The organism is Salipiger bermudensis HTCC2601 (assembly GCF_000153725.1).
Taxonomy (GTDB): Bacteria; Pseudomonadota; Alphaproteobacteria; order Rhodobacterales; family Rhodobacteraceae; genus Salipiger; species Salipiger bermudensis.
On the sequence record NZ_DS022276.1, the window covers coordinates 1692975 to 1710356 of the forward strand.

The 17382-nt window shown below is 60.5% G+C and carries 9 protein-coding genes and 5 pseudogenes; 4 read left to right on the forward strand and 10 right to left on the reverse strand.

What is annotated here, in order from left to right; genetic code table 11:
• Positions 1-52 precede the first annotated feature (52 nt).
• The 3 genes and pseudogenes from istA to R2601_RS25815 all read left to right on the forward strand — a co-directional run.
• Positions 53-1368 (forward strand): annotated as a pseudogene (gene istA / locus R2601_RS08030) (IS21 family transposase).
• The gene (gene istB, locus R2601_RS08035) at positions 1301-2029 is read left to right on the forward strand and encodes an IS21-like element helper ATPase IstB (RefSeq protein WP_217626362.1); all 729 of its coding nucleotides are present in this window, start codon (positions 1301-1303) and stop codon (positions 2027-2029) included. Before istA ends, istB begins: the two are co-directional and overlap by 68 nt.
• A gap of 119 nt (positions 2030-2148) precedes the next feature.
• Positions 2149-2828: pseudogene (locus tag R2601_RS25815) on the forward strand (IS5 family transposase); the annotation flags it as partial.
• On the opposite strand, the gene R2601_RS08045 reads toward R2601_RS25815, so the two are convergent.
• Positions 2741-3964, reverse strand: a complete 1224-nt coding sequence (locus R2601_RS08045) for an IS256 family transposase (RefSeq protein ID WP_007796303.1) — start codon at positions 3962-3964, stop codon at positions 2741-2743. The pseudogene R2601_RS25815 and the gene R2601_RS08045 sit on opposite strands and share 88 nt — an antisense overlap.
• Positions 3965-4012: 48 nt before the next feature.
• Here R2601_RS08045 and R2601_RS26450 point away from each other — a divergent pair.
• Positions 4013-4117: pseudogene (locus R2601_RS26450) on the forward strand (IS5/IS1182 family transposase); the annotation flags it as partial.
• A 251-nt stretch (positions 4118-4368) separates the two neighbouring features.
• Here the strand turns inward: R2601_RS26450 and R2601_RS08050 are convergent.
• The 9 genes and pseudogenes from R2601_RS08050 to R2601_RS25830 form a co-directional block, all read right to left on the reverse strand.
• A protein-coding gene (locus R2601_RS08050) for an IS3-like element ISRssp1 family transposase (RefSeq protein ID WP_086003293.1) occupies positions 4369-5528 on the reverse strand; the annotation gives its coding sequence in 2 pieces (ribosomal slippage) (positions 4369-5279 and positions 5279-5528; 1161 coding nt in all).
• A gap of 504 nt (positions 5529-6032) precedes the next feature.
• Positions 6033-6533 carry a toll/interleukin-1 receptor domain-containing protein gene (locus tag R2601_RS08060; protein ID WP_007796311.1) on the reverse strand — a complete coding sequence of 167 codons (501 nt, stop codon included), beginning with the start codon at positions 6531-6533 and terminating at the stop codon, positions 6033-6035.
• A gap of 8 nt (positions 6534-6541) precedes the next feature.
• Positions 6542-7537, reverse strand: coding sequence for a caspase family protein (locus R2601_RS08065; protein WP_007796313.1), 996 nt, complete (start codon positions 7535-7537; stop codon positions 6542-6544).
• Between the two features lie 5 nt (positions 7538-7542).
• Positions 7543-7902 carry a hypothetical protein gene (locus R2601_RS08070; RefSeq protein WP_217626365.1) on the reverse strand — a complete coding sequence of 120 codons (360 nt, stop codon included), beginning with the start codon at positions 7900-7902 and terminating at the stop codon, positions 7543-7545.
• Between the two features lie 242 nt (positions 7903-8144).
• Positions 8145-9358: pseudogene (locus tag R2601_RS25825) on the reverse strand (IS5 family transposase).
• Positions 9359-9720: 362 nt separating this feature from the next.
• Entirely contained in the window at positions 9721-10608 is an 888-nt protein-coding gene (locus tag R2601_RS08085) for an alpha/beta hydrolase (protein ID WP_007796323.1), read from the reverse strand.
• Positions 10608-12590, reverse strand: a complete 1983-nt coding sequence (locus R2601_RS08090) for a caspase family protein (protein WP_007796326.1) — start codon at positions 12588-12590, stop codon at positions 10608-10610. The genes R2601_RS08085 and R2601_RS08090 overlap by 1 nt, the downstream gene beginning before the upstream one ends.
• Before the next feature lie 533 nt (positions 12591-13123).
• Positions 13124-14296, reverse strand: a pseudogene (locus tag R2601_RS08095) (IS5-like element ISRssp11 family transposase).
• A 96-nt stretch (positions 14297-14392) separates the two neighbouring features.
• Positions 14393-17218 (reverse strand): toll/interleukin-1 receptor domain-containing protein, encoded by a 2826-nt coding sequence (locus tag R2601_RS25830; RefSeq protein WP_083793902.1) that lies wholly within the window; start codon positions 17216-17218, stop codon positions 14393-14395.
• Positions 17219-17382: the final 164 nt, after the last annotated feature.

The window sequence follows — 17382 nt, forward strand, 5'->3', positions numbered from 1 at the left end:
ATCGGATGCTTGAGGAGAACGCGCGCAGCCCAAGCGCGACCGGCTCACCCGCATCCGTCTGTTCGAGGAGTTGCAGGTCCTCGGCTACGCAGGCGGATACGATGCGGTGCGGCGCTATGCTGCGGCGTGGGCGAGGTCGGAACGTGAGGCATCAGCCTCCGCCTATGTGCCGCTGACCTTCGCGCCTGGAGAAGCCTACCAGTTCGACTGGAGCCACGAGATCGTCCTGATCGATGGTGTGAGTATGACGGTCAAGGTCGCTCATGTCCGGCTGTGCCATAGTCGAATGCTCTTCGTCAGGGCCTATCCACGCGAGACGCAAGAGATGGTCTTCGACGCACACGACCGGGCATTTGCGTTCTTCGGTGGCGCCTGTGCGCGGGGCATCTACGACAATATGAAGACAGCGGTGGAGACGATCTTCGTTGGCCGGGAGCGTGCCTACAATCGCCGCTTCCAACAGATGTGCGGGCACTACCTTGTCGATCCGGTGGCCTGCACGCCTGCATCGGGATGGGAGAAAGGCCAGGTCGAGAACCAGGTCGGTGTCGTGCGCCGGCGCTTCTTCGTGCCGCGACCGCGCTTCAAAAGCCTTGCCGAACTGAATGCTTGGCTGCGAGATCGCTGCTTGGCCTGGGCCAAGTCCCACCCGCACCCCGAGCTGCGCGAGCGATCGACCTGGGACGTCTTCGAGGCTGAGCGCCCAAGCCTTGTGCCCTATGCTGGCCCCTTCGACGGATACCATGCGGTGCCGGCCTCGGTCTCGAAGACCTGCCTCGTCCGGTTCGACAACAACCGCTACTCGGTCGAGGCTCATGCCGTCGGCCGTCCCGTCGAGATCCGCGCCTATGCTGAACGCGTCGAGCTCTGGCAGGATGGCAAGCTCGTGGGTGAGCATGCGCGCGTCTTCAGACGTGGCAAAGATGTCTACGACCCGCTGCACTACATCCCCGTGCTCGCACGGAAACCCGGCGCCTTGCGGAATGGCGCCCCCTTCAAGGAGTGGGAGCTGCCACCTGCCATGCGGCGGGTCCAGCGCAAGCTGGGGAGAGCACCCAATGGCGATCGGCAGATGGTGGATGTTCTCAGCGCGGTTCTGACGGATGGGCTGGATGCTGTCGAAGCAGCGTGCGCTGAAGCGCTCGAGGAAGGCGTGCATTCCTCCGCCGTTGTTCTCAACATTCTGGCGCGCCGTCGGGAACCCGCGCCACCCCTGACAATCACCACGCGGACGCGCTGCGCCTACGCTGCCAGCCGGTTGCCGATTGCACCCGCTACGACAGCCTCAGGAGACGAGATCATGGAAAGATCAAAGGTTCTGGACGCGATGGGCCAGCTCAAGCTCTACGGAATGAGGGCGGCATATGACGAGATCATCGCGACCGCGGTGAAGCGTCAACACGAACCTCAGCAGATCGTGGGCGACCTTCTGCATGCCGAGATCAACGAGAAGCAGGCACGCTCGATCAAATACCAGATGACCATCGCGAAGCTGCCACTTGCCAAGGAAGTCAACGAGTTCGACTTTGAGGAGACGCCGGTCAATGAGACGCTGGTGCGCGTCCTCGTCAGCGCGGAGTTCCTCGAGCAGCAGCGCAACGTCGTGCTCATCGGTGGCACCGGGACCGGCAAGTCGCATCTGGCTGTCGGGATTGCCCGGGCCTGCATCCGCAGCGGCAAGAGGGGCCGCTTCTTCAACGTCGTCGACCTGGTGAACAAGCTCGATGCCGAGGCACGCGACGACAGGCAAGGGCGCATCGCCGATCTCCTCTGTCGGATGGACTTCGTGATCCTCGACGAGCTTGGCTACCTGCCATTCGCCCAGACAGGCGGGCAACTGCTGTTCCACCTGATCAGTCGCCTCTACGAACGCACCTCGATCATCGTCACCACCAATCTGGACTTCGGTGAATGGCCCAGCGTCTTCAGCGACGCAAAGATGACAACCGCGCTTCTGGATCGCCTCACCCACCACTGCGACATCATCGAAACCGGCAACGAGAGCTGGCGCTTTAAGACACGCGCCTGATCAGCTTGCCCGAGCCGGCTGCGCGACTTAGGGGCTACGCCGCCCCGGGCAAGCTGTGCCAAACGAGGGGGGCATTATTGGACGCCGGAAGGGGGTCAAAGTTCGCTGCCGATTGACACTTTATCAATCGCAATGGGTTGCGCTGGTGCGATGCGCCGAAGGAATACGGTCCGGCAAAGACCCTTTATAACCGATGGAAGCGGTGGAGCGACAACGGGGTCTTCGCCCGGATCTTGGTCGGCCTGGCTGCCGAGAGGGCCGAGCATAAGACAATCATGATCGACGCCACTTATCTCAAGGCGCACCGCACAGCGTCGAGCCTGTGCGTAAAAAAGGGGGGCGCGGGCGCCAGATCGGGCGCACCAAAGGGGGTATGAACACCAAACTTCACGCCGTTGCCGATGCCAAGGGGCGCCCGATCGGGTTCTTCATGTCAGCCGGTCAGGTCAGCGATTACACTGGCGCGGCCGCTTTGCTGAGCAGCCTGCCGAAGGCGGGTTGGTTGCTGGCAGATCGGGGCTATGATGCCGATTGGTTCAGAGAAGCGTTAAAAGACAAGGGGATAAAGGTCTGCATTCCGGGCCGGAAGTCCCGCAAGAAGGCGGTGAAATACGACAAGAGACGCTACAAACGGCGCAACCGCATCGAGATCATGTTCGGGCGTTTGAAGGATTGGGAGACTGTCCGGAATTCTGTGCCCCGGCGCGTTGATTACGCCATTGGGAAGCGGTCCTCGAACATGATGGCGAGCTGGCTTTTCACTGCGTGCCACTCGCGCACCGAGCGCTTCCACTCCTGAGAAGTAGCATTCAGGGCCAGATATATCAATTTCGCTGCCGCTTCGTCGCTGGGGAAATGCCCCCGTGTGCGGACAGCCCGGCGGATCTTCGAATTCAGCGCCTCTACGGCATTCGTCGTATAGATCAGCCTGCGGACCTCGGGTGGATAGTCGAGGAACGGGATCACCTCGGTCCAGGCCCGTCGCCAGCTCGGCGCGATTGCCGGGTAGCGGGCGGCCAGATCGCTCTCCTCGAAGTCGGTCAGCGCGGCCTCGGCGGCTGCCGCGTCGACGGCGGAGTAGACCGCCTTCAGCGCCACTGCCACGGCCTTGCGGTCCTTGTAGCTGGCGAAGCTCATAGAATGGCGCAGAAGATGCACGATGCACGTCTGAACCTGAGTTTGTGGGAAGGCTGCCTCGATGGCCTGGGGGAAGCCCTTGAGGCCGTCCACGACCGCGATCAGGATGTCCTGCACCCCGCGATTGCGCAGGTCGTTGAGAACCTTGGCCCAGAACTTGGCGCCCTCATTGGCCTGAAACCATAGCCCCAGCACGTCCCTCGTGCCGTCCGGGAGGATAGCCAGGGCGACAAAGACTGCCTTGTTCGAGACCGCGCCATCGCTGCGGATATTGACCCGGATCGCGTCCATGAACACCACCGGATAGCAGGGCTCGAGCGGACGGTTCTGCCAAGCCGTGACCTCGTCCATCACCGCATCGGTGATCGCCGATATCAAGCTCGGGGAGGCCTCGATGCCGTAGATCTCCTCAATGTGTCCCTGGATTTCGCGGGTCGTCATCCCGCGCGCATACATGGAAATGATCTTGGTATCGAACTCCGGGAAACGGCGCTGGTACTTGGCGATCAGCACGGGATCGAAGCTGCCGTTGCGGTCCCGAGGGATGTCCAACACGACCTTGCCGCTGTCGGTGGTGACCGTTTTCTGGCTGCTACCGTTACGCCGGTTCGGAGCCTGAGACGCCCCTTCCGCTGGTGGGTCAGCTCGTTCCTCGGTCAGATGTTCTTCCAGCTCGGCACTCAAGGCGCGCTCTGCCAGCGCCTTGGTCAGCTCGGCGAGAACGCCGTCCTTGCCGAAAAGGTCCCCGGCCGATCGGCCTTTCATCAGCTGGTCCAGAAGGTCTTTGTCGATGCTCATACGTGGGTCTCCTCATTTCAGAGTTACCACGCCGGGGCACAAAATTCCGGACAGTCTCAGGATTGGCGGCGCGTCGCAACCCGATACGATCGGTGCCCGGAAACCTTCTTCTCCGCGATCATGCTCGCCGCAACCGTCTTGTTCTGGCTGTGAAACTCAATGAGTCTGGAGCCTAAGGAGATCACCGTTTTCTGAAAGACAGAAGGCAAAGCCTTCGGTTGAATCCGGGTATCCTTCCACAATAACGGCGGCAACGTCTACCAATTCGCGGGGCAAGTCAGTATCACTAAGAAGCTGAGAAAAGACTTTACCGAGAAACCTTCCTTCAAGAGTGTCGTTTGCCGAAGACAGAGCCGAAAGCCTAATCTCTCTATTCCGTGACCTGCACCCCGCTGGTCCCTCATTCATAACGAGAGTCTGCAGTTTGGATTTCGGTATTCGGCTTGGTCGTCTGGCGCAAGCGCGCCGGGCGCGAAGCCCTCAAATTTCTCAAGCGTCCGGCGCGCTTGCTGCGGCGTCTGGTTGGCCAGGGACGAGTGTGGCCTGATCGTGTTGTAGTCGTAGCGCCAGAGCGCCAGCTTTCGCCGTGCGTCGTCCAAGCTGTCGAAGATTTCCTCATTGAGTAGCTCTTCCCGCAGGCTGCCGTTGAAGCTTTCGACGAAGGCATTCTGCTGGGGCTTGCCTGGGTCGATGTAGTGCCACGGCAACTCGTTCTCGTCGGCCCATTTGAGGATGGCCCGACTGGTGAACTCGGTGCCATTGTCACTGACGATGCAACCCGGCTTGCCGTAAATCCGGATCAGGGAGCTGAGTTCCCGGGCGACACGCGCCCCTGACAGGCTGGTGTCCGCGACGAGGCACAGGCATTCCCGGGTGCAGTCATCAATCACCACCAGGATCCGGAACTTCCGCGACGCGCCAAAGCTGTCGGACACGAAGTCCAACGACCAGCGCGCGTTGGGCCACGCGGCAACCGGCATCGGCGTCCTCGTGCCGCGCGCCCGTTTCCGGCCTCGCCGTCGTTTCACCGAAAGCCCTTCCTCGCGATAGATGCGATACAGCTTCTTGTGGTTCATGATCATGCCCTTGCGTTCCAGCAGGACCCCGATCCGGCGATACCCGAACCGACGCCGCTTGCCGGCGATCTCCTGCATCTCTTGGCGGATATCGGCACTGTCCGACGGGCGTTCACGCCGAACGGTCTTGGGATCGACACCAACCAGCCTACAGGCCCGGCGCTGCGAGATGTCATGATCCCGCATCACCCGGAGCGCCGCATCTCGCCGCTTCGTCAATGTCGTCAGTTCTTTCCCAGCAGGTCTTTCAACACGACATTGTCCAGCATGGTGTCCGCCAGCAGGCGCTTCAGCTTGGCATTCTCGTCCTCAAGGGCCTTTAGCCTGGCAGCCTCGGACACCTCCATGCCGCCATACTTGGCCTTCAGCTTGTAGAACGTCGCAGTGCTCAGCCCATGCCTACGGCACACTTCCGCAGCCGGCATCCCTGCCTCCTGCTCCTTGATCATTCCGATGATCTGCGCCTCGGTAAAACGGCTCTTTCGCATGTGTCTGCTCCTTCAGAGTTGGCGCAGACTCTACATTACGGTGAGGGATTTCGCGGGGGGCAGGTCATCCGCAGTATGGCAAATCCAGTCTGTGTGCTGCAGTAGTGAAACAATAGCCCGCCATTTGTCATTGTTCAAATTACCTCTTCGAGAACAAGCTATACCAACATCGTCCAGCACGCCCTTGGCCAGGGAGTGTCTACCAAATTTTCGACCTGATCAACGGTCACTCCGGGCTCGAACCAGTCATGCGGCACTGCGGCGGGGTGCACGCACTGCCTCCAGGTGTGCCGTCGATCCCGGCCCAAAGCCACCGGTCGAGATGACGTCGCGCTGCCCTGCGACATTCACCAAACCGGTCGTTCGCGCGGGGCGCCGCGATTTTGGCCGGTCAATGCCAACGAAGCTGGCCGAAAGCTGTTCGGGAATCGTGTTCGCTCCCGTTGATGTCGAAGCCTTTCGATCGGGCGCCGTGACCGTGAACGGTTCAACCGAGTAGTGCTGTCACCATCTTTGCCGCTTCAACTCGGAGCGTAAGGCCTTATGGAAGTCGAGCGCTTCGCCTTTGCGAACGTTCATCCGGTTGTCCTCGGACTGCAAGGTTCGAGTTCTTCGCTCAATCTCAGCATCCGCCCGCTGCGACAATTTGCAGAACAGGTCAATGTCCGCATCTGTGTGCAGATCGGGCCACTTCTCCAGATAGCTAGGCAAGCTGACATAGCTTTCGGAATAACTCGCCATCCGAAACCCCTTCTCGGACCCGACCCCGATTTCCCACGGCACCCACCAAGAATTTTTCGTCGCGGTGGAAACGACTGCGATAAGCTGGTCGCACGATGACATTCGTTGAAGCAGAAGATCGGCAAGATCGGGACCGTCCTTTGCGAGCGCATCGTCGATCACGTCGAGATAGGTCTGAACCCCATTAATCTGAACGCGCCGCGCCACCTTCGCCGCCAGCGTGGCATCCGTGTTCTTATGCGAAATGAAAACCTTATTCGCCATGCGGCCCCCTAGATCTTCTTCTTCTCTGCGAGCCGACGATAATGCGCGCCCGTCGCAGTGAGCCGGCAGCCACCCGAGTAAACCGCCGAGTGCCACATGTGCTCGTGCTGCGTTGGAACGACCAACCCGTGGCGGTTACATATCTGCAACTCCCGGTAGATTATCACCTTGTCATCGTCGACAGGGATGTCGCGCAGCCTTTCGGCTTCTTCCCCGCGATCAGGTTCAAATGACGGGTCGAGCCTGAACTCGGACGACGGCGAAGGGAAATATTTCGGGAGACGCCGCAGGATCTCTTTGGCGACCTTTGGGGGCACCTCTCGAAGAGAAATGAAGTGTTGGACGTTCGCTTTGTAGATTGGCCTCTGTTCCCACGCCCCCAACGTCTGGTCGACGTGTGCGTAAAGCGCTGCCGGCGTCACCCGACCGATTACATCGCAGGCCGCACCCCCGAGGCCGTCGAGTATGATGCCCGTGCACGAGCCATGTCCACCTTCTTCACTCGCGACACCTTCCCGATGGCACGCCGTCAGAATAGTCACGCCGGTGCCGATGTGCGACACCTTCCCGCCATCCCCTAGACCCGCGATCTCGCCCGCGTAACCAGACTGACAACTGTCGAGCAGGATCACCGTCGACTTGATCTTGGGATGGGCCTTGTTCGCTAGTTCGAGCACAGCCGACAGGTTTATCCCCCAGTTTGGCTTGCGGGCGTCTTGGGTGACTAGGAAGCCGGAGTTGGTGTCAGCATCAAGTATGCCGTGACCCGCGAAATAGAGTAGCGCGACATCAGCCTCGCCGGAAAACAACTCCTTTATCGCATCGTCCAACGCAGCGCTGTCGACCTTTCCCTCACTACTGATCAGCCTGCGAACATCGAAGTTTGGCGATCCGTCGCCGTTGGCTTCGAGCAGGGCAGCCATTTCCACCGCATCATTCACGCAGCCGTTCAATTCGTTCGGAGACGGATAGTCGTCGATCCCTACGACAAGCGCTTTCTTCATGGGTGTCACCCGAGGCTATGGAGAAAGTTCACGATGTTGTCTTCGGTCCAAAGGTTGGCGCGCCGCCCAAAGATAACGGAAGGCAGGACGCTCAGTCTCTTCTCGGGTGCAGAATATCCGTGGATCAGCATCAACGGCACGCCTTCTTCGATGGCACATTTCAGCTCCCAGAGCTGCCCATCCGCTTTCGGCGTGTTGTGGGTGATAATCCCGATTACTGCTTGGCAGCCTTTGATCCGCGCACGACAGTTCGTCTTCCAACTCGAGTCCCAGGGTTCTTTGACCGAGTAATCGGTAAATTCGATGGCGGTTCTGGCGTTCTTCTTTTGTCCGACGAGAAAGTCCCTTAGGGCTTTGTCTTCCATTGCGAAGCTGATGAATACTCTGGCCATAATTGTCTAGTCAATCTAAAGGTTATCGGGTCCGATTGCACTATATCAAGTGATCGACCGCCAATCTATAACAATATCTTCGTGCGGCGGTATCTGATAAGCTCTACCCGTTAACAGGCTGCTGAAAAAGTCCGCTGTGAGGAACGATTTCCCTTGAGCAGGAGCTCGAGGCAGGCTGGTGTGCGAGGAGGCAGTCCTAGTAGCCACTTTCTGGTTCAGGTGGCGAGCAGTTTCGGAAGCCTCGCCAAGTTGCAGGCCGCCATCGCCAAGGTGAAGCGGGCCCGCACGCGCTCGATGCCGCGTTACAGGGGCTGCGCCATGCCACCGACGGTTTTGGCCCAGCCGAAAGGTTCCTCGATCTTCTTCCGGCGCCGCTGTGACTTGGCGTAGCCGGGGTGCCGGGTGGTTCTGCCGTCGATGGCGGAGTGTCGAGACTTCTGGGCGACATGCGGCGTGACCACCATTTGGCGCAGCTCGGCGACGAAGTCGGCGCTGTCGTAACCGCGGTCCGCTGCCAGGGTCAGGCGCCGGGTCGATCCCGGCGAGTGGCGGTGAAGCATGTCGATGGCAGCACGCCGCTCGGCGTGGCCGTCCGCCCGCGTCAGGTCGGCCTGCACGATCAGGCCGGAGCGGTTCTCCATCATGCTGTGCCCCATGAAGCACAGCATGGCGCCGGCGCCGGGGGATTTCTTGAACAGCCGGGCCTCCGGATCGGTCATCGAAGCATGGGTCGCGTTCGACCGTCGTTCGCCACGGAAGTCGACTTCGGCGTTGCCGTTGCAGCGTGTGGGGCGGGTCATCGGGTCGGGCTCGGCGGTGGATTGATCTGAGGAGGAGGTGGGCGGCACGCTGGTATCGGGCGGATCGCCCGGATCGTCGTCCCCACCGGACGTCGCTCTTTCCTTCGGCTGGAAGCTCTTCACCGACGCCCAGGCCTTCACCGGGGTGCCGTCCAGTGCCCGGCAGGCGATTGCGAAGCAATCTGCCGAGAGGGGACCGAGAAATGATCGTCCGAAAGCAGCGGTGCCACCTCGCGATGCGCTAGAATGGCGGCCATGATCTTGCAAGACATGTCCGTGGTCAGCATCCGGTCGCGGTTCTTCGTGAACACGGTCGGGACCCAGACAGCGTCATCGATCCCAAGGCCCACAAACCAGCGGAACAGCAAGTTGTAGTCCATCTGCTCCACGAGCTGCCGCTTGGACCGGATCGAGTAGAGGTTTTGCAGCAGGCTGGCCCGGATCAATCGTTCCGGCGCGATCGAGGGGCGGCCTTCCCCCGCGTAGAGCCGGTCGAACTCGACATCCAGGCAGCGCAGCACATCGTTGACGACGGTCCTGATCTTGCTAAGCGGGTGGCGCGTCGGAATGCGCTCCTCGAGATCGACGTAGCTGAACAGCGAGCCCGTCACCTGATCTGATCCACGCATCCCACATTCCATCGTCATCGTAGTGGCGATGGTGAATCATGTTCCGCGACAGGCGTCGAGGCAGGAGTTTTTCAGCAGCCTGTTAAGGGATAAGCAGTCGCACAGCTGAGCGTGATCTAATCATTTGCCAGTCTAGGAATTGGCCTGCGTGCCAGTGGGCCGAGCACCGGGGGCAGGCGTTTCGTCATGCTGCCAGCTCCCGGCGCGGTGCGCAGAATGAGGGTTTTGCCCGCACCGGAAGATTTCGATGATGCGTATCGGGCCACCACGGTCGGGCATGGTTCGCGCAGCGTGAATGTGGCGGTATGGCGATCTCCTACGGTTCTCGTGCAAGTCCAACTACGCCGTGCTGCATTTGTCGTCTAGAGCCGAGCAAAGGCCACGATCTGCTCAATGATCTTGGCGTCGAGCAGATAGCCGCGCTCGGGCGCGTCGCCGCCGATGCCGTGGTGGTTGCCGGTGGTGTTCTTGACGCCGCCGTAATTGGCGATCTTGGGCGCCACCGGAAAATGCGTGCTGTCGAGCGGGTTCAGTGCCACGATATCGGCCACGTCATAGGCGTTGACCCATCGTTTGGGAGCCACGTTTTCCAGCATGCCCAGCTTCGCGGTGATCGCCTTGATCGCCAGTGGCGAGCCTAGCGTCATCAGTCCCACAAGATTTATCTTGTTCGTTCTCAGTATGTTATAGGACACCACCGTACCCAGCGAATGGCTGACCACCAGCGTCGGCTCGTCGGTCAGCTCGGCCTCGATGATCGCGTCGATCGCCGATTGCACCGCGGGTTTGTCGAGATAGAGCCAGACATCGGTCAGGAAATCGTTGATCCGCGCGCCCGAAAACCCCGGCCAGCGCGCATCGACCGCGCGCACGAAGGCGCGCACCCAGGCCCAGTTCTGCGGCCCCATTTCCTCGATCTCGCTGCCCGGCTCCATCTGCGCGCGCACATCCGCCTCGGAAATCTCGCCGCGCGCGTCGATTTCCTGCAGCACCGAACGGGTGAAGCTGTCGAAGCCTGCATCGCCCGAACTGCCGCCCATCGCGACGATCTCCGAGGCCTGCGGCAGCTTCGCCTGATCGACGAAATCATCGAGCGTCTTGCCGTAGAACGGATGGTCGAAGGCGACGTCTGCGGGCAGGCTCAGCCCCGCATCGGCCAGCCCGCGCGCCAGCGCCGCGCCCCATTCCGCACGCAGGATATCGGAGCTTTTCTGGCCTTGCGCGCGGCCGTGGATGAACAGAATGCGCATCAGAGGTCTCCTTTTTCAATCGCGTCGAACAGAAGATCCGCCGCGCCCGGGGCGAAGGTGGTCCAGAGCGCGTCGGTGAGGAAAGGGGCGAGCCGCGCAAGCGGGCCGGGCGGGGCGGCGCGGCGGGGGGCGAGCAGCGCCCAGTTCTGCGTAAGCATCGGGCAGCGCGGCACCACGGGGAAATCGGCGTCCGGTTGCCAGAACCGGCTCGACAAAAGCCGCACGTCGAAAAGATCGGCGCGGATGTCACCGTGCATGTAGTCCGACACGCTGCGCACGCGCTCGTGCATCGTGGCCTCGGCATAGGCCTGCGCCGCCAGAAGCCCAAGCACCGGGTCATGGCCCTTGCCCATGCGGATCGCAGCGGCAAGCCGCGCGGCCTCGTAGGTGGAGCCGATCTGGAAGCGGTTTTCATCCATCGCCTCGGTGGCGAGCGCGCGCAGCCGGTCGATTTCGGGCCTGCGGGCCGGGTCGGTCGCATCCGTGCGCCAGTTCGACCGGCCCGGCACGAAGGCGAGACTGCGCAGCCCGGTTTCATCGAGCGCGACATGGCAAATGTAGCCCTGCATCACCGGCAACAGCAGGCTGCGCCCGTCTTCAAGCCCAACGGCCAGTTCCCCCACCGGCCCCGCGTTCGGATAAAGCCGCAGCACCGAAAGACCGTCGCGGTCCTTTTCCGGCGCGGGTTCGGCATGGCTGCCGGGGGCGGGCCAGTTGGTCATCGCGGCGCGGGCTATGCTGGCGCCGGTCAGCGTCAGGCCGGTGTGGGTCTCGAAATCGGCCACGGCCAGCGCCGCCGGCCCCGAGGGCGGGGCAAAGCGCAGCCGCGGGTCTTGCCCCGCAGGCCAGTCGGCGCGCCGGGCCCGGCGCAACAGACGCGCGACTTCGGTTTCGGGGGGCGGCGTGGGCGGAGGGGGCGGGGCGGCGATGCCGCCGAACACCGGCGGCTCGTCGTCGCCCGGCTCGATCCAGACCTTCCGGGTCTCGTGACCCGAGGGCGGGGGCGTCGCCTTGCGCATCGTCCTGCGTTTCGTCCTGTCCGACCTGCTGCGCGACTTAACACGACCCTCGATCTGCGGCGGCGGTGGCTCTGCCCCGGCGGGGTCCTCGGCCCCAACCGCCTCTTCGGCATCGACCGGGGCAATGAAGATCGCATCGCCCGAGGGCACGGCCGACACCACCTGCTGGCTTTTCGCGGCATCGCTCGCCCCCAGCGCCCGCGTCACCTCGACCTTGAGAAAATCGCCCAGCTGACGGTTCGGCACGACCCGAACGGCGGCGCCGTCTGCAAGCACCATCTCGCGCACCATCTCGGGGCGCGGGTGGCGATAGGCCTCGCGAAAGGCATGGCTGAGGAACGATCGCCGGACCCCGTCGATTTCGCCCTCGAAGGCGGGAGTGCCGCGCCCGGTGGCCTGAAAATAATCGACGCAGGAGGTCTCGACGGGAAATTCGAGATATTGAGGGATCACGCTCGAGGGGTCGACCTCGCTCAGCCCGACCTCGCCCGGGAGCACGCGGCAGGCATCGGACACCACCACCACATTGGGGATGCCGGAAAATTTCGCATCGTTCAGTGTGGCGGTCAGGCTGACACAGGCGGCGCGGTCGACGGGCAGGTCCGAGAGCATCCAGATGTCGTTGCGCGCCTGATAGAGCCCGTGGCCGATGTAATGCACCAGCAGCAATTCATAGCGCGCGGGCACGGTGACATAGGTGCGGATCGCCTTGAAGATCTCGGCGCGGGTGACCTCGTGTCCGTCCTCGTCGGTGATTACGGTGACATCGTAGCCAGGGCTGGTGGTCGAGAGCCAGTCGCCAAGGATGCGCGCCATAGGCCCCGCCGAGGCCAGTCGCGGCAGCCCCGCCGAGGTGCTGACGCCGACGATCACCGCAGCGCGGCGGTTCGGCGCCACTACGCTGTCCTGGTCGTCGCCGAGCAGGCCGAAGCCTTCGCTGTGCCCATCGTCTTCGTCGTCCAAACTTTCACCTCTCAAATTGCCCTAAGTGATCCTGAAAATGAGTTTAGGTAATTGCGGTCAGTCTCGGGTATTTCATCGCGGCAGTCATCACAAATCGCGCCAGCGTGCGCTTATCCTCGTTCCTAGCAAACTTGACGAGTCAACGCTTTCCGAAGTCTCGGTGACCAATGCTTGCAGCCTTTCTGGCGATGACGAGCAGCAGCTTTCAACGGTTTCCGCGGATGCGATGCCGCGACCTCACCGACCGCTTTCCGCCCTAGCAGATACGCCCTCCGTGGACCTAGGAACTACCCGCACGGCATGTCCGGTCCTGGCCAGTTGTGTCCGTGCGGGGCGGCATCGCTCCTCCCGGCAGGACAAGGCGGCTATGGCGGGCGCTAGAGCGCCTCAACCATACGCCTGCCATGCGGCCCCGTTACTCAATGGCTTTAACAGGCTGCTGAAAAAGTCCGCTGTGAGGAACGATTTCCCTTGAGCAGGAGCTCGAAGCAGGCTGGTGTGCGAGGAGGCAGTCCTAGTAGCCACTTTCTGGTTCAGGTGGCGAGCAGTTTCGGAAGCCTCGCCAAGTTGCAGGCCGCCATCGCCAAGGTGAAGCGGGCCCGCACGCGCTCGATGCCGCGTTACAGGGGCTGCGCCATGCCACCGACGGTTTTGGCCCAGCCGAAAGGTTCCTCGATCTTCTTCCGGCGCCGCTGTGACTTGGCGTAGCCGGGGTGCCGGGTGGTTCTGCCGTCGATGGCGGAGTGTCGAGACTTCTGGGCGACATGCGGCGTGACCACCATTTGGCGCAGCTCGGCGACGAAGTCGGCGCTGTCGTAACCGCGGTCCGCTGCCAGGGTCAGGCGCCGGGTCGATCCCGGCGAGTGGCGGTGAAGCATGTCGATGGCAGCACGCCGCTCGGCGTGGCCGTCCGCCCGCGTCAGGTCGGCCTGCACGATCAGGCCGGAGCGGTTCTCCATCATGCTGTGCCCCATGAAGCACAGCATGGCGCCGGCGCCGGGGGATTTCTTGAACAGCCGGGCCTCCGGATCGGTCATCGAAGCATGGGTCGCGTTCGACCGTCGTTCGCCACGGAAGTCGACTTCGGCGTTGCCGTTGCAGCGTGTGGGGCGGGTCATCGGGTCGGGCTCGGCGGTGGATTGATCTGAGGAGGAGGTGGGCGGCACGCTGGTATCGGGCGGATCGCCCGGATCGTCGTCCCCACCGGACGTCGCTCTTTCCTTCGGCTGGAAGCTCTTCATCGACGCCCAGGCCTTCACAAGGGTGCCGTCGACCGAGAAATGGTCGTCCGACAGCAGCGGTGCCACCTCGCGATGCGCCAGAATGGCGGCCATGATCTTGCGCGACATGTCCGTGGTCAGCAGCCGGTCGTGGTTCTTCGTGAACACGGTCGGGACCCAGACAACGTCATCGATCCCAAGGCCCACAAACCAGCGGAACAGCAAGTTGTAGTCCATCTGCTCCACGAGCTGCCGCTTGGACCGGATCGAGTAGAGGTTTTGCAGCAGGCTGGCCCGGATCAATCGTTCCGGCGCGATCGAGGGGCGGCCTTCCCCCGCGTAGAGCCGGTCGAACTCGACATCCAGGCAGCGCAGCACATCGTTGACGACGGTCCTGATCTTGCTAAGCGGGTGGCGCGTCGGAATGCGCTCCTCGAGATCGACGTAGCTGAACAGCGAGCCCGTCACCTGATCTGATCCACGCATCCCACATTCCATCGTCATCGTAGTGGCGATGGTGAATCATGTTCCGCGACAGGCGTCGAGGCAGGAGTTTTTCAGCAGCCTGTTAAGTTTTGGACGTCATGTTTTATTACAGGGATGGCGCGACGTTATTTTTATTAGGTCAGCGTCAATTGCTGGCTGAATGATTTGGCACATACGCGATGTCATAGCATCGATGGTTAAATCAAGGTGACGGAACCCAGATTGATCAACATAGTCGACAATGAGGCTGCTATCCCTGTCACGTAATGTGGCCCAAGCCTGATCCGGGCTAGTCAACACCAGGGCTTTTGCTTCAGCCTCATACCCCAATCCAACTTCCTGGCCTGTGCCGGAATCCCACCGACGCAGCCTTGGTGGAACCGAATTTTCAACAGCAACAACGAACCTCCCATCAAAAGCCATTGCGCCGATGGCGTTTCCGCGTCTTGTATCAATGGAAACGTGATGCACCCAGCACGTTTCCTGAAATCTCCAAATCTCTAACCGCCCATCGGCTAACCCAAGAGCAACTTCGCGTCCGTCTGGCGAAACCGCGGCTGATACTCCCGCCTCTAGGTATTCAGGTTCCCCCATTTCCTCATCGTAGACGTCGAGGGGCGCGTAGCACTGAGTTTCGGTGCCTAGGTCGCTCAATGAAAGTAACTTAAATCCAGACTCCAATCCCGCAACCAGGCGGTTGGAATCGGAAGCAACCCACATCGATGGGCCGATAGTTTCCTGCTGCATCGCGCCTAGAGTGACCACATCGGTGTTTCCATCGAGATGATGAAGAAGGACCTCTTCGACAGCCTCGAAATTCAGCCCGTTAGATCGAGGGCGCGCCAGTACGCCTCCATCGAAACCAACCAATTCATATGGTCGGTCTTCAAGTGGTGTCTGTGTTAAGACCTTACCATCTGTAGTAATGGCGATAAGCTCGCCGCCATTTTCTCCGCTGAGCGCGAGGTAAGCGGTGTCGCCAAACGCAGAAACTGCCGCCCATTCGAATGCGCTTTGCGTGCCGCGATACAATTCTTTGACTTTTCCATCATCAAGCTGCAAAAGCACTTGATCGTCAGTTACGGCATAAATACGCTGATCTGTTGCGAACGACGCCACCAGACTTGCTTCGCCTTGAAACCTAGTTGTTTCAGTTGCGATCCTTGTTCGCGCAATTGTCCATCCTGATTCGTAATTGGGCGCAAGGGGAAATGATGCAATGGCACCGGTCGTGGCGTCAATATGTCCTCCAAAACTTCCACCCAAGAATAGGCGGTGTGTGTTTTGGTCGTAAACCATGGTTTCAATCGGTCCTGGAAGTAACTTTTCAATTTGATCCGTCTGCCAAAATCTCTTTGGACCAATTGTGAACAGGCCGACGCCGCCATCTGCCGTCCCAACAGCGACCCCGAAAATGGGATCTGTCGTCGATGGAAACACATCTCTGATGACGGTAACAGAGGTTCCGTTGGCAAAAAGTTGGAAGTCAACGCTACCATCCCTAAGATTGATGAACGTCACGAAGCGCTCTCCTGCTAACACAGCGTAGCCAATGTCCCCTAAAACAACACCCGCTTCCGGGTTTTCCGGAAGGGGGATTCCAATCTTTTGACATGTGTCTAAATACATCATTGTCAGTTCTGGCCCCCTTTTCCAGCCTGCCACGACTAGAGTGTCCCTGAGAACGAAATTAAACCAATTCACAAAATTTGTGGCGTCCCGAAGAGCTTCGGCGCATGGAAACGGCTCGGTGGATCCATCCGGAAGGACCAGAGTAAAATCCGAGTTGGTAGAGTTTGACGCGATAAACCCGCCCCCGGGCCGCGGCGCCAGATCCCCTGTCCCATCTACGTTAATTGATAAGATGCGTTCGCCAGATACCAACAGTCCACTCGAGACGACGGGATCTGTGGCGGCATACCCGTTCTGTGTCGCGATGATTTGGGAATGCCCAATTTTGAGGTCGTCAAACCATGGTTCGTCCGGTACGGGCTGTAGTGTCGCAGCGTCCAAAGCTCTAATTCGATTGAATTGCGCAACAAAAAGAGTCCCTTCTTTGGGGTCCACAAGAAGACGGGCAATCGAGCCATTGCGGTAGAAACGATATGCAAGCCCTTCGGGCAGTGCAACTTCGATCCGCGCCGCCGCGTCAAGCGCATTGGACGAAGAAACAGCGGCCAGCGATTGCACAAGTTTATCGAGGCCGTTTAGAACCCAACCATCCGCCAAGGCTGTACCGGATGTCGCGAGTAGAGCTTCGCTCGCCATAGCCTCAGCTTGAGCATGGCGTGTGGCGATGTTTGATTGCAAGGCAAACACTACAGAGGCAAACGTCAATGCCAGAAGTACAGCCAACGCACCAGTTATGACACTCAAGCGACGTGTCTCGGAACGAACGCCGGAAAAGCGTTTCAGGATTTCGGGCGCGACGTTCGAAGCGGGCAGTCGATCGGACCCGTTATCAGGCCCGGGGTCAACGACTCGTAGAAGATTGTCCGCAAGCGTGTCTTCGCCAAAACCTGCGACAGGTTTGGCGGATAACCACCCCGAAAGGTATCTTTTATCGGGCAATCCAGCGGCGTATTCGATAGCGTGGTCGACATCAATTATGATCGGCAGGCGCCCGGTGTCGCGAAAGCAATCCACTTCCCTGCAGACCCACTTTGATGCTGTCAAAGCGTGTTTGCGACCGACCACAACAAGAAGCCGCGATTGCCGTACACGCAATTTGGTCAAAGCGCCCAGATCAGCACCGGCGAGGAGGTCGCGCTTGTCCAGGTAGATCGTATGGGTTTTGCCTAGTATCGAGTCGAGATGTTCGGCATAGGCGACGCCGTCCCGGTGCGCATACGAAATGAAAACATCATAGCCAAAGAGCGCCTCGAGGATCTTTCGGGAAATGCTTCCAATTGATTTGATCATTTATAGTATGTGCCACCGGTTTCAAGGTGTTGAGTTCAGAACAGCCGTTCGAGGTTTTAGGCCTATTCCAAGCCAACTCGCATGTGAGGGGGGCTCTGTTGCACAAATTGGCTGAACGCCGAGCTTCCCCTTTCCCCAAACAGACTTATTTTACTTGCTCTGTG